We start from the raw sequence: 13755 nt of genomic DNA on the forward strand, positions 1-13755 counted from the left end.
AGATTTTAATATTTATATACAATGTCATCAAACAAAAAATACTGGAAAAGTGTTGAGGAACTAGAAAATAGTTCTATTGTTGAGGCGCTTAGAAATAACGAATTTGTTGAAGAAATTCCTACGGATGAATTCTTAGGAAATGCAGATGCTCTTGCATCTTCAGGAACTTCACGTCGTGACTTTTTAAAGTACGTAGGATTTAGTACTGCAGCTGTTACTTTAGCTGCTTGCGAAGGTCCTGTTCACAAATCGATACCTTATGTGTTACAACCAGAACAAATCATTCCTGGTGTTGCAGATTATTATGCAACTACAGTTTTTGATGGTTTTGATTTTGCTAATCTTTTGGTAAAAACTCGTGAGGGTCGTCCAATTAAAATTGAAAACAATACAATTGCTGGTGCTAAATTTGCCGCGAACGCAAGAATTCATGCTTCTATTTTAGGATTATATGATAGCGGTCGTTTAAAAGAGCCAAAAATAGATGGTAAGGATTCTACCTGGCCTGCAGTTGATTTAAAGATTAAATCAAGTTTAGCTGATGCGAAAGCTAAAGGTGGGCAAGTAGTCTTATTGACGAATACTTTAGCGAGTCCGTCTACAGAAAAACTAATCGCTGAGTTTATTGCAAAAAACCCTAATGCTAAGCATGTAGTTTATGATGCAGTTTCTTCATCTGAGGCTTTAGATGCTTTTGAATCTGTATACGGTCAAAGAGCTTTAGTTGATTATGATTTTTCAAGAGCTAATTTAATTGTATCAGTTGGTGCTGATTTCTTAGGAGACTGGCAAGGAGGAGGATACGATTCTGGATATGCAAAAGGACGTATTCCTCAAAATGGAAAAATGTCTCGTCATTTCCAGTTTGAATCAAATATGACATTATCAGGAGCTGCTGCTGATAAGCGTATTCCAATGACTATAGCTGCTCAAAAACAAGCTTTGGTCCAAATTTATAATATTGTTATAGGTGCTTCTATCCCTGTTGCTTTAGACGGAAGCGTTAAAGCTGAAGTAGTTAAAGCTGCCCAGCAACTTAAGGCTGCTGGATCAAAAGGAGTTTTAGTATCTGGAATTGAAGATAAAAATGCTCAATTATTAGTTTTAGCTATCAATCAGGTATTGGCTAGTGAAGCTTTTAGTACTGCAGGAGCAAGACAAATTAGAAAAGGTTCTAATGCTGTCGTAACGCAGTTTATTAAAGATTTGAATGCAGGAAATGTTCATACTTTAATTATGAGTGGTGTTAATCCTGTTTACACATTAGCTGACTCAGCTTCTTTTGTTTCTGGATTGAAAAAAGTTAAAACTTCTGTTGCTTTTGCATTAAAAGAAGATGAGACTGCATCTGTTGTTACTGTTGCTGCTCCAGCTCCCCATTATTTGGAATCTTGGGGAGATGTTGAAATTACAAGCGGAACTTATAGCTTAACTCAACCTACAATCCGTCCAATCTTTAATACAAAACAATTTCAGGATGTTTTATTGTCATTAAACGGTACAGCGGGTACTTTTTATGATTACTTAAAAGCTAATTCTGGTGGGTTTACTGCCGGATCTTCTTGGAATAAAGTATTGCATGATGGTGTAGCGATTGTTGGTTCTACAGCCTTATCTGGCGGAGCTATAGATGCTGCGTCTGCTGCTAATGCAGTTGCAAAATCTAAATCTGCTGGAGATTTCGAATTGGTATTATATACTAAAACGGGACTAGGTGATGGACAACATGCAAATAATCCATGGCTTCAAGAGTTTCCTGATCCAATTACAAGAGTTTCCTGGGATAATTATGTTACAGTTTCGAAAGCTGATGCGGTAAAAATTGGATTGTCTAATGAAATTGTTGCAAATGGTGGTTTAAATGGTAGTTATGCTACTATCACTACTGCTGAAGGTGTTAAATTGGAAAATGTACCTGTTATAGTTCAGCCAGGCCAGGCAGTTGGAACATTAGGTCTCGCTCTTGGTTACGGTCGCAAAGCTGCTTTGAAAGAAGAAATGCAAGTAGGTTTAAATGCTTACGCTTTATATAAAGGATTTAATGGTGTTCAATCAGTATCTATCGTTAAAGCTGCTGGAGAACATGAATTTGCTTGTGTTCAGGGTCAGAAAACTTTAATGGGTAGAGGAGACATCATTAAAGAGACTACTTTAGATGTATTTAATAAAGAAACTGCTGAGCATTGGAATGAAAAACCAATGGTATCTTTAGATCATCAGGAAGTTGAAGCTACAACTGTAGACTTGTGGGAATCATTTGATCGTACAACTGGTCACCACTTTAATCTTTCTATTGATTTAAATGCTTGTACTGGTTGTGGAGCATGTGTTATTGCTTGTCACGCAGAAAACAACGTGCCTGTTGTTGGTAAAGCAGAGGTGAGAAGAAGCCGTGATATGCACTGGTTACGTATCGATAGATATTATTCTTCTGAAAGTACTTTTGAAGGTGATAATGAAAGAAAAGAAGGAATTGCCGGGTTGTCTAGTTCATTGTCTACATTTAATGAAATGGAAAACCCAGGGGAAAACCCACAAGTAGCGTTCCAGCCTGTAATGTGTCAACACTGTAACCACGCACCTTGTGAGACAGTTTGTCCAGTTGCTGCAACTTCTCATGGTCGCCAGGGTCAAAATCACATGGCTTATAACAGATGTGTTGGTACTCGTTATTGTGCAAACAACTGTCCGTATAAAGTGCGTCGTTTTAACTGGTTCCTGTACAATAAAAACAGTGAATTTGATTATCACATGAATGATGATTTAGGGCGTATGGTTTTAAATCCAGATGTTAATGTTCGTTCTCGTGGTGTTATGGAAAAATGTTCTTTCTGTATTCAAAGTACTCAGGCTGTTATTCTTGAGGCTAAGCGTCAAGGAAGAGTTGTTGGTAAAGACGAATTCAACAATGCTTGTGCATGTTCTGCAGCTTGTTCTTCCGGAGCAATGGTGTTTGGGGATGTAAATGACAAAGAAAGCGAAGTTGCAAAACTTGCCGAAAGTGAAAGATCTTATCACTTATTAGAACATGTTGGTACAAAACCAAACGTTTTTTATCATGTTAAAGTTAGAAACGTTTAGTAAAAATAATTATTAATTAGAAACAATATAAAGGATTATGTCGTCTCACTACGAAGCACCCATTAGAAAACCTTTAGTTATAGGTGATAAATCATATCACGATGTAACTGTAGATGTAGCTGCTCCTGTTGAAGGACCAGCAAATAAGCAATGGTGGATTGTATTTTCAATCGCATTAATAGCCTTCCTTTGGGGATTAGGTTGTATTATTTACACTGTATCTACCGGTATCGGAACATGGGGATTAAATAAAACAGTTGGCTGGGCTTGGGATATCACCAATTTCGTTTGGTGGGTAGGTATCGGTCACGCAGGAACATTAATTTCTGCGGTATTATTACTTTTCCGTCAGCGGTGGAGAATGGCGATTAACCGTTCTGCAGAAGCTATGACAATCTTCTCTGTGGTCCAGGCAGGTTTATTCCCAATTATTCACATGGGACGTCCATGGTTAGCGTACTGGGTATTACCTATTCCAAATCAATTCGGATCACTATGGGTAAACTTTAATTCACCATTGCTTTGGGACGTATTTGCGATTTCAACGTATCTTTCAGTATCATTGGTTTTCTGGTGGACTGGTTTATTGCCTGACTTTGCTATGCTTCGTGATAGAGCAATAACTCCATTTAATAAAAGAGTTTATTCTATCCTTAGTTTCGGTTGGAGCGGTAGAGCAAAAGACTGGCAGCGTTTTGAAGAAGTATCTTTAGTATTAGCTGGTTTAGCTACTCCTCTTGTACTGTCTGTACATACGATTGTATCCATGGACTTTGCTACTTCTGTAATTCCAGGATGGCATACAACAATTTTTCCTCCATACTTCGTTGCAGGAGCAGTTTTCTCTGGATTCGCAATGGTAAATACATTGTTGATTGTTATGAGAAAAGTTTCTAACCTTGAGGCATACATCACATTACAACATATCGAGTTAATGAACATCATTATCATGATTACTGGATCTATTGTTGGTGTGGCTTATATTACTGAGTTATTTGTGGCTTGGTATTCAGGTGTAGAATATGAGCAGTATGCATTCTTAAACAGAGCTACAGGTCCTTACTGGTGGGCATATTGGGCGATGATGACTTGTAACGTTTTCTCCCCTCAGTTTATGTGGTTCAAAAAACTAAGAACAAGTATTATGTTCTCATTTGTAATTTCGATTGTAGTAAACATCGGAATGTGGTTTGAAAGATTTGTAATTATTGTTACTTCTTTACATAGAGATTACCTTCCATCTTCTTGGACAATGTTCTCACCAACGTTTGTCGATATTGGAATTTTCATTGGAACAATTGGTTTCTTCTTTGTATTGTTTTTATTGTACTCTAGAACATTCCCTGTAATTGCTCAGGCAGAGGTTAAAACAATTTTGAAAGGAACAGGAGATAATTACATTAGAGAAAGAGCAAATAGTAAAGATTCACATCATGAGTAATAAAGTAATATATGCCATTTATAATGACGATGATATTTTGATGGATGCAGTAAAGAAAACAAGAGCTGCTCATCACCATATTGAAGAGGTTTTTACTCCATTTCCGGTTCACGGATTGGATAAAGCCATGGGCTTAGCGCCAACTAGATTAGCAATTTGTGCTTTCCTGTATGGATGTGTTGGTATTTCTGTTGCTACTTTTATGATGAGTTATATCATGATTCATGACTGGCCTCAGGATATTGGTGGAAAGCCAAGTTTTAGTTTCATTCAAAATATGCCTTCATTTGTGCCGATTATGTTTGAAATGACTGTATTTTTTGCTGCTCACTTAATGGTTATTACTTTTTACATGAGAAGTAGATTATGGCCTTTTAAGCAAGCTGAAAATCCTGATGTAAGGACGACAGATGACCATTTCTTAATGGAAGTTTCTGTAAATGATAACGAAGCAGAGCTTGTTTCTTTCTTCGAGGGTACAGGAGCTGTAGAAGTTAAAGTAATTGAAAAGAATTAATTGTAGCTATGAAAAGGATATATAAAATAACACTTTTAGTTGGTATAACTATTTTGGTTTCATCTTGCCACAATAATTCGGCACCAAACTATCAGTATTTCCCAAATATGTATGAGTCGGTAGCATATGAGCCTTATGCAGAGTCAAAAGTATTTAAAGGCGGAAAGGAAGGACAGCTTCCTGTAGAAGGAACTATTAACAGAGGTTTTGAACCCTGTGAATATGAAAATTCAACAGCAGGATATGAATTGGCCAAAGCTAATTTAAAATCACCTTTAACTGAAGAAGAAAAAAATTCTGAAAAAGGAAAAGAACTTTTCGAAATTTATTGTATCAGCTGCCATGGTGCAACTGGAAACGGTAAAGGAAAATTGGTTGAAAGAGAAAAATTTCTTGGAGTACCTAGCTATAAAGACAGAGAGATCACTGAAGGAAGTATTTTTCACGTTGAAACTTATGGTTTAAATGCAATGGGTTCACATGCAAATCAATTAAGTGCCCACGAACGTTGGTTAGTTGCTGACTATGTTCTAAAACTGAAAAGCCAATTATAATTGTTGAACAAACTGATCGTAATAGATATGTACACATTTTCAAGTAAATTAAAAACTTTTTCTATCATTCTAATGACCGTTGGTATATTAGGGATTGGATATGGTTTTTTAAACGCTCCTAAAAATATTGAAGAGGTTGAAACTCTTCTTAAAAAAGAAGCATCAGAGCATGGTGGAGGTCATCATGAAGCTGCTGCAGCTCATCATGAAGAAAAAACTGAAACTATTCACGAAGAAAAAGCTGAAGAGGTTGCTCATCATGAAGTGGTTGAAGAAACACACGCAGCTGTTGCAGTTAATAAAGATTCAGTTGTTGCAAATGAAGATACAGTTCATGAAGTAAAAACTGAAATAGCACACGAAACAGCTGTTGCAAGTCATGAAGTAAAAGCAGAAAAGCACGAAGATGTTTCTCATGGACATGATCCTAAAGCTCATGCTGAACATGTCCTACATCAATTACAAAACAAGCCTTGGTCTGCTTTGTATGTTGCCTGTATTTTCTTCTTACTGCTTTCTATGGGTGTTTTAGCGTTTTATGCTATCCAACAAGTCGCTCAGGCAGGATGGTCTCCGGTATTGTTTAGAGTTATGCAGGGAATTACAGCTTATTTACCAGCTGGTTCTATTATTTTCTTTATTATTTTGGTTCTTTGCGGTTTACATTTTAATCATATTTTTGTTTGGTTAGGAGAAGGGGTTACAGATCCGAAAAGCCCAAATTATGATGCCATTATTGCAGGAAAATCTGGTTATTTGAACTTTCCTTTTTGGATTGCTAGAGCTTTTATATTTTTATTAGGATGGAATATTTACCGTCATTTTTCAAGAAAAAACTGTTTAGCACAAGACGAAGCTAATGACGATCTTTACTACAAAAAGAATTTCAAAGCCTCTGCTGGATTTTTAGTATTCTTTATTGTTTCTGAGTCTATTATGGCCTGGGACTGGATTATGTCTTTTGACCCGCACTGGTTCAGTACTTTATTTGCTTGGTATGTTTTCGCTTCATTTTTTGTAAGTGGTATCACAGCAATAGCATTGGTAACTATTTACTTAAAATCTAAAGGATATTTAGAGCATGTAAATACAAGTCATATTCATGATTTAGCAAAATTCATGTTTGGTATTAGTGTATTCTGGACTTATTTATGGTTCTCTCAATTTATGTTGATTTGGTATGCAAATATTCCTGAGGAGGTAACTTATTTTGTTACAAGAATTCAATTATATAATTTGCCTTTCTTTGGTGCTGTAGTTATGAATTTTGTTTTCCCATTATTGATATTGATCAACACAGATTTTAAACGACTTAACTGGGTTATTGTAATGGCGGGTATTGTGATCTTATTAGGACACTATATTGATTTCTTTAATATGATTATGCCTGGTACAGTTGGTGACAGATGGTTTATTGGTGTTCCTGAAATTGCATCTATTCTTTTCTTCTTAGGTTTATTTATTTTCGTAGTGTTTACTGCTTTGAGTAAATCTCCTTTGTTAGCAAAAAGAAATCCTTTTATAGAAGAGAGTAAACATTTTCATTATTAATATTTAAAGAAATAAACAGATGACAAGTTTGTTGGTAATTATAGTTTTAGTTTTATTAGCAGTTGCATTATGGCAATTGACCAAGATTTTCGATCTTACTCAGGTTGGGGCTTCTTCGGACGATTCTCAGGTTGCATCTGATAATGATAACAATGTTCAGGGATATATTATGTTTGGCTTTCTGGCTTTCATTTATATCTTTACAATTTATGGTTTACTGAAATGGGGTAATTTAGCACTCCATACGCCTGCATCGGCGCATGGTCTTTTAGTAGATAATTTAATGAATATTACTTGGGTATTAATTTTTACTGTTCAGGTCATTACTCAGGGTTTACTATATTGGTTTTCTTTTAAATACAAAGGGAACAAAGATAAAAAAGCATTATTTTTTGCAGATAGTAATAAATTAGAAGCAATTTGGAGTATTATTCCATCGGTTGTTTTAGCAATCTTAATTCTTTACGGATTGTATGCATGGAATAACATTATGTTTGTTGACAAAGATGAAGATGTAATAGAAATCGAATTATATGCTCAACAATTTAAGTGGACAGCAAGATATGCCGGAGCTGATAACACTTTAGGTAAAGCAAATGTTCGTTTGATTGAAGGTATAAATACTTTAGGTGTTGATATGTCTGATCCAAATTCTCAGGATGATATCGTAGTTACTGAATTACACCTGCCTAAAGGTAAAAAAGTACATTTCAAAATGCGCTCTCAGGATGTTTTACACTCAGCTTATTTTCCTCACTTCAGAGCTCAAATGAACTGTGTTCCTGGTATGGTCACTGAGTTTGCCTTTGTTCCAACTTATACAACTGCTGAGTACAGGGAGCTGCCTTTTATGATTAAAAAAGTAGCAAATATCAATAAACTTAGAAATGAAAAAAGTGCTGAGTTAGTAGCTAAAGGAGGTACAGCATTAGATCCTTATACATTTGATTACTTATTGTTGTGCAATAAAATTTGTGGAGCATCTCATTACAATATGCAAATGAAAGTTGTTGTAGATTCTCCTGAAGACTATAAGAAGTGGTTAAGTGAGAAAACAACTTTGGCTCAGGATATCAAAGCTGCGTCTGCAGCTGAAAAACCAGCTGAGGGAGCTGAAGCAACTACAGATACAGCTTCAAAAGTAAAAGATACTGTAAAAGCGGTTATTGATACTGTTAAGGCAGCTGTAGCAAAAGTTGCTGTTAAATAATATTATTAAGAAAATTTAAAGTACACATATATGTCAGCAGAAGCGCACGGTCACGATCACGGACACGATCACGAGCACGAACATCATCATAAGGACACGTTCATTACTAAATATATATTTAGTATTGATCACAAAATGATCGCTAAGCAATACTTGATTACAGGTATTATTATGGGGATTATTGGTATAGTAATGTCTTTGCTTTTCAGAATGCAATTGGCTTGGCCTGAAGAGTCTTTTAAAATATTTAATGTTTTATTAGGAGATAAATTTGCACCTGATGGTGTGATGGCTAATGATATTTATCTAGCTTTAGTTACGATACATGGTACCATTATGGTATTCTTTGTACTAACGGCTGGTTTGAGTGGAACTTTTAGTAATTTACTTATTCCGCTTCAGATTGGTGCAAGAGATATGGCATCTGGATTTATGAATATGATTTCATACTGGTTGTTTTTCTTATCTGCTGTAGTAATGTTATGTTCATTATTTGTTGAAGCCGGACCAGCCTCTGCAGGTTGGACAATTTATCCACCATTAAGTGCTTTGCCACAGGCAATTCCAGGATCTGGAACAGGTATGACTTTATGGTTAGTTTCAATGGCTATCTTTATTGCATCCTCTTTAATGGGATCTTTAAATTACATTGTTACTGTAATCAATTTAAGAACTAAAGGAATGTCTATGACCAGACTTCCTCTTACAATCTGGACATTCTTCGTAACAGCTATTATTGGTGTTATTTCGTTTCCTGTATTATTATCTGCAGCTTTATTATTGATTTTTGATAGAAGTTTTGGTACTTCATTCTTCTTATCTGATATTTATATTGCTGGAGAAGTTTTACATTACCAAGGAGGATCTCCGGTATTATTTGAACACTTATTCTGGTTCTTAGGTCACCCTGAGGTTTACATCGTAATTTTACCGGCAATGGGTCTTGTTTCTGAAATTATGGCTACGAATTCCCGTAAACCAATTTTTGGATACAGAGCAATGATTATGTCAGTTCTTGCAATTGCATTTTTATCTACAATTGTTTGGGGACACCATATGTTCCTTTCGGGTATGAATCCTTTCTTAGGATCTGTATTTACTTTTACGACTTTATTGATCGCAATTCCATCTGCTGTAAAAGCATTTAACTGGATTACGACTTTATGGAAAGGTAACTTACAGTTCAATCCTGCGATGTTATTCTCTATAGGAATGGTTTCTACTTTCATTACTGGAGGTTTAACAGGAATCATTTTAGGGGATAGTACTTTAGATATTAATGTTCACGATACTTACTTCGTAATTGCTCACTTTCACTTAGTAATGGGTATCTCTGCACTTTACGGAATGTTTGCTGGTATCTACCACTGGTTTCCTAAAATGTACGGAAGAATGTTGAATAAAAACTTAGGTTATATCCACTTCTGGGTAACTGCTGTTTGTGCTTACGGAGTTTTCTTTCCAATGCACTTTATTGGATTAGCAGGACTTCCAAGACGTTATTACACTAACACAAACTTCCCGTTATTTGATGATTTACAAAATGTAAATGTTTTAATTACAACATTTGCTCTTGTAGGAGGTGCGTTCCAATTAGTATTCTTATACAACTTCTTTAGCAGTATTTTCTACGGTAAGAAGGCGGTTCAGAATCCATGGAGATCTACAACTTTAGAGTGGACAACGCCAGTAGAGCATATACACGGAAACTGGCCAGGTGAAATTCCTCATGTATATCGTTGGCCGTATGACTACAGTAACCCAAATCATGATGTAGATTTTGTTCCTCAAAATGTACCCATGAAAGAAGGGGAAGAAGTTTTACACCACTAAAATATTTTAAAAAACCATCAGAAATGATGGTTTTTTTGTTTTGCAAAAGTTTTATCTGTAAACTTTTACTGTTTTACAAACTGATTACTTTGACTATCTTTGTCAAATGAATGAAAATCTAGATCCTACCACAAAAGGATACAACCCAGAAGAGTTAGATCTTGAAAAAAGATTGCGTCCGCTGTCATTTGATGATTTTGCCGGACAAGACCAGGTTTTAGAAAATTTAAAGGTTTTTGTTGCAGCAGCTAATCAGCGTGGTGAGGCACTGGATCATGCTCTTTTTCATGGACCTCCCGGGCTTGGAAAAACTACTCTGGCTAATATTTTGGCAAATGAACTTGAAGTTGGAATCAAAATTACTTCTGGTCCTGTGTTGGATAAACCAGGGGATTTAGCAGGCTTACTGACTAATCTCGATGAAAGAGATGTTTTGTTTATTGATGAAATTCATCGTTTGAGTCCTATTGTGGAAGAATATCTGTATTCGGCTATGGAGGATTTCAAGATTGATATCATGATAGAATCTGGTCCTAATGCAAGAACTGTTCAGATTAATTTGAATCCATTTACTTTAATAGGTGCTACTACCAGATCAGGATTATTAACAGCTCCAATGCGTGCCCGTTTCGGAATATCTTCCCGTTTACAATATTATACTACCGAACTTTTGACAACCATAGTTGAAAGAAGTGCTTCTATTTTGAAAATGCCTATCGACCTTGAGGCAGCCATAGAAATTGCAGGCCGCAGCCGAGGTACTCCTCGTATTGCAAATGCTTTATTACGTCGTGTACGTGATTTTGCACAGATAAAAGGTAATGGTACAATTGATTTGGAAATTTCAAGATATGCTTTGAAAGCACTGAATGTTGATGCTCACGGACTTGATGAGATGGATAACAAGATATTGTTGACGATTATCAATAAGTTTAAAGGAGGTCCGGTGGGGCTTTCTACTTTAGCAACTGCTGTTTCCGAAAGCAGCGAAACAATTGAAGAAGTTTATGAACCATTTTTAATTCAGGAGGGATTTATTATGAGAACGCCTCGTGGTAGAGAAGTAACGGATAAAGCATATAAACATCTGGGAAAAATAAACACGAATATTCAAGGTGGTTTATTCTAAATTCAGATAATTATGTCTGTAAGTACAAAATATAACTATCCGCCCAAAATTTCTATTCTTAGATTTTTTCTGGATGTGGAGGGGGTTCGTAGAGATCCAATTCCTTATCATAGAAGGTATTTTGATAAGTTAGGTGACTCTTTTTCTATTCAGATAGGTGTTTCACGTCATATCATTTTATCCCGAAATAATGATGTTGCTGAATATATTTTGCAGAAAAATCAAAAGAATTATTACAAGTCAAAGTTTCAGTCTGTATATCTTTCTAAGTATTTAGGAAATGGACTTTTAACTGTGGATGGTGAGTTTTGGTTAAAACAAAGAAGACTCATCCAGCCTGCTTTTCATAAACAAAAAATGAATCAGCTAGTTGAAAATATGGAGCAAATCATTGTTTCAGAACTTAATAATTTAATTGAAGAAAAAAGTATAGATCTTTTTCCTGTAATGAGTGAATTGGCTTTCAATGTTGTAGCAAAGTCGCTATTTCAATTTTCTATTTCTGATGAAAAATTAAATCGCATAAAATTTATTATAGAAGAAGTTCAGAATTTCTTGATCAAGGAGATTAGGCTTCCCCATAAAGCGTGGTGGTTTTCAATTAGCGGTCAGGTTAAAAAGCACCTTAAATTGGCTGATGAGAATAATAAAATTATTCAGGAGATTATAGAAGAAAGAATTGCTTCAAAATCAGAAGTGAATGATTTGCTTAATATGCTTCTTGAAACACGTTATGAAGATAGTGGGGAAGGAATGCCAGTAGTGCAATTAATAGATGAAATAAAAATTCTTTTTACAGCCGGCCATGAAACTACTGCAAATGCTTTGACCTTCACATTGCATCTTTTAGGTAATCATCCTGATGCGCAGCTGAAGATATTTGATGAAATTGTGAAAATTGAATCTGAAACGGATAATGTAATTGAACAACTTCAAAAAATGACTTTCATAAACGCAGTTTTAAATGAGTCAATGAGATTGTATCCGCCTGCATGGATTACAGATAGGGAAAATGTAGAAGATGATAATTTAGCAGGATTCAATATTAGAAAAGGTACGCTGATTGGAGTTTCTTTTTATGAGTTGCACCGAAATCCTAAATATTGGGAAAATCCGAATGAGTTTATTCCTGAACGTTTTCTTGGTGAACAAAAAAAGAAGTCGCTGCAATATTTTTATCCTTTTGGAGCCGGACCGAGAATGTGTATTGGAGCCGGATTTGCCATTTATGAAATGTGCCTGACACTTTCTTATATTGTAAAAAGATACGTGATTAAATCAACTAAAAATGAAATTCAGTTTAATCCGTTAATCACTTTAAAACCAGTTGGAGCTGAAGTTATATTCTCTAAAAGATGACCCTTAATTCTAAAGAGACATATTCAAAATTTATTAAATCTGAAGCAAAACGGCTTGGTTTCATTTCTTGTGGAATATCTAAAGCAGGTTTTCTTGAAGAAGAAGCTCCCCGTTTGGAAAATTGGTTGAAAAATAATCAGAATGGCCAAATGACCTATATGGAAAACCATTTTGATAAGCGTTTAGATCCAACATTATTGGTTGATGATGCTAAGAGCGTGGTTTCACTTTTGTTAAATTATTATCCTGCTGAAGTTCAAAATAACGAGAGTTTCAAGATTTCAAAATATGCGTATGGTCAGGATTATCATTTTGTTATTAAAGAAAAACTAAAAGAATTTCTTCATTCTATCCAAGAGAATATAGGCGATGTTTCGGGTCGTGCTTTTGTAGATTCTGCACCTGTTTTAGACAGGGCTTGGGCAGCAAAAAGCGGTTTGGGCTGGATTGGCAAAAGCAGTAATTTATTAACTCAGAAAGTAGGCTCATTTTATTTTATTGCAGAACTTATCCTGGACTTAGATCTCGAATACGATCATGCAGTAACTGATCATTGCGGCTCTTGTACGGCCTGTATCGATGCCTGTCCAACTCAGGCAATAGTCGCTCCTTATGTCGTAGATGGCAGCAAATGCATTTCTTATTATACAATAGAACTTAAAGAGAACATTCCATACGAAATGAAAGGTAAATTTGATGATTGGATGTTTGGTTGTGATACCTGTCAGGATGTTTGTCCCTGGAATCGCTTTTCGAAACCACATTCGGAACCCTTATTTAATCCAAATCCTGAATTGCTTTCTTTTTCTAAAAAAGACTGGACTGAAATTACAGAGGAAACTTTTCGGCTGGTTTTTAAAAATTCCCCTGTCAAGAGAACTAAATTTGATGGTCTGAGGAGAAATATTAAGTTTTTAGAATAATCTTACAGAGGCATATTGTCAATACTGCAGCAACTTTTTCAGTTTTAGAAAATGTATTTTTATTTCTGCTTAAATAGAAAAATGTTGAGATTTTCATAAAAAAGTGGACGTGAATTATTCTTTTCTTTTGCAGAATATTTAGAAATAGTTAAATAAG

10 protein-coding genes are annotated in these 13755 nt (G+C 35.4%); all 10 read left to right on the forward strand.

The window, feature by feature from the left end:
* The first annotated feature begins 21 nt into the window (after positions 1 to 21).
* The 10 genes from GXM17_RS04340 (at position 22) to queG (ending at position 13598) form a co-directional block, all read left to right on the forward strand.
* Positions 22 to 3081, forward strand: coding sequence for a TAT-variant-translocated molybdopterin oxidoreductase (locus GXM17_RS04340; protein ID WP_163398061.1), 3060 nt, complete (start codon positions 22 to 24; stop codon positions 3079 to 3081).
* Between the two features lie 37 nt (positions 3082 to 3118).
* Positions 3119 to 4522, forward strand: a complete 1404-nt coding sequence (nrfD, locus tag GXM17_RS04345; RefSeq protein ID WP_025572652.1) for an NrfD/PsrC family molybdoenzyme membrane anchor subunit — start codon at positions 3119 to 3121, stop codon at positions 4520 to 4522.
* The gene (locus GXM17_RS04350; protein WP_163398062.1) at positions 4515 to 5039 is read left to right on the forward strand and encodes a DUF3341 domain-containing protein; all 525 of its coding nucleotides are present in this window, start codon (positions 4515 to 4517) and stop codon (positions 5037 to 5039) included. Before nrfD ends, GXM17_RS04350 begins: the two co-directional genes overlap by 8 nt.
* A gap of 8 nt (positions 5040 to 5047) precedes the next feature.
* Entirely contained in the window at positions 5048 to 5593 is a 546-nt protein-coding gene (locus tag GXM17_RS04355; RefSeq protein WP_163398063.1) for a cytochrome c, read from the forward strand.
* Positions 5594 to 5620: 27 nt separating this feature from the next.
* Positions 5621 to 7144 carry a quinol:cytochrome C oxidoreductase gene (locus GXM17_RS04360; protein ID WP_163398064.1) on the forward strand — a complete coding sequence of 508 codons (1524 nt, stop codon included), beginning with the start codon at positions 5621 to 5623 and terminating at the stop codon, positions 7142 to 7144.
* A 19-nt stretch (positions 7145 to 7163) separates the two neighbouring features.
* Entirely contained in the window at positions 7164 to 8354 is a 1191-nt protein-coding gene (locus GXM17_RS04365; RefSeq protein ID WP_163398065.1) for a cytochrome c oxidase subunit II, read from the forward strand.
* Positions 8355 to 8384: 30 nt separating this feature from the next.
* Complete coding sequence (locus GXM17_RS04370) at positions 8385 to 10187, forward strand: cytochrome c oxidase subunit I (protein WP_163398066.1); 1803 nt, start codon at positions 8385 to 8387, stop codon at positions 10185 to 10187.
* Positions 10188 to 10293: 106 nt separating this feature from the next.
* The gene (ruvB, locus tag GXM17_RS04375) at positions 10294 to 11316 is read left to right on the forward strand and encodes a Holliday junction branch migration DNA helicase RuvB (protein ID WP_163398067.1); all 1023 of its coding nucleotides are present in this window, start codon (positions 10294 to 10296) and stop codon (positions 11314 to 11316) included.
* 12 nt (positions 11317 to 11328) lie between these two features.
* Positions 11329 to 12675 carry a cytochrome P450 gene (locus GXM17_RS04380; protein ID WP_163398068.1) on the forward strand — a complete coding sequence of 449 codons (1347 nt, stop codon included), beginning with the start codon at positions 11329 to 11331 and terminating at the stop codon, positions 12673 to 12675.
* Positions 12672 to 13598 (forward strand): tRNA epoxyqueuosine(34) reductase QueG, encoded by a 927-nt coding sequence (gene queG, locus GXM17_RS04385; RefSeq protein ID WP_163398069.1) that lies wholly within the window; start codon positions 12672 to 12674, stop codon positions 13596 to 13598. Before GXM17_RS04380 ends, queG begins: the two co-directional genes overlap by 4 nt.
* Positions 13599 to 13755 lie beyond the last annotated feature (157 nt).

Source organism: Flavobacterium fluviatile, assembly GCF_010645065.1.
Lineage (GTDB): Bacteria > Bacteroidota > Bacteroidia > Flavobacteriales > Flavobacteriaceae > Flavobacterium > Flavobacterium fluviatile.

Bases quoted from the DNA above. Each gene is read 5' to 3' on its own strand.
- GXM17_RS04340 (WP_163398061.1), top strand. From the start codon at position 22: ATGTCATCAAACAAAAAATACTGGAAAAGTGTTGAGGAACTAGAAAAT.
- nrfD (WP_025572652.1), top strand. From the start codon at position 3,119: ATGTCGTCTCACTACGAAGCACCCATTAGAAAACCTTTAGTTATAGGT.
- GXM17_RS04350 (WP_163398062.1), top strand. From the start codon at position 4,515: ATGAGTAATAAAGTAATATATGCCATTTATAATGACGATGATATTTTG.
- GXM17_RS04355 (WP_163398063.1), top strand. From the start codon at position 5,048: ATGAAAAGGATATATAAAATAACACTTTTAGTTGGTATAACTATTTTG.
- GXM17_RS04360 (WP_163398064.1), top strand. From the start codon at position 5,621: ATGTACACATTTTCAAGTAAATTAAAAACTTTTTCTATCATTCTAATG.
- GXM17_RS04365 (WP_163398065.1), top strand. From the start codon at position 7,164: ATGACAAGTTTGTTGGTAATTATAGTTTTAGTTTTATTAGCAGTTGCA.
- GXM17_RS04370 (WP_163398066.1), top strand. From the start codon at position 8,385: ATGTCAGCAGAAGCGCACGGTCACGATCACGGACACGATCACGAGCAC.
- ruvB (WP_163398067.1), top strand. From the start codon at position 10,294: ATGAATGAAAATCTAGATCCTACCACAAAAGGATACAACCCAGAAGAG.
- GXM17_RS04380 (WP_163398068.1), top strand. From the start codon at position 11,329: ATGTCTGTAAGTACAAAATATAACTATCCGCCCAAAATTTCTATTCTT.
- queG (WP_163398069.1), top strand. From the start codon at position 12,672: ATGACCCTTAATTCTAAAGAGACATATTCAAAATTTATTAAATCTGAA.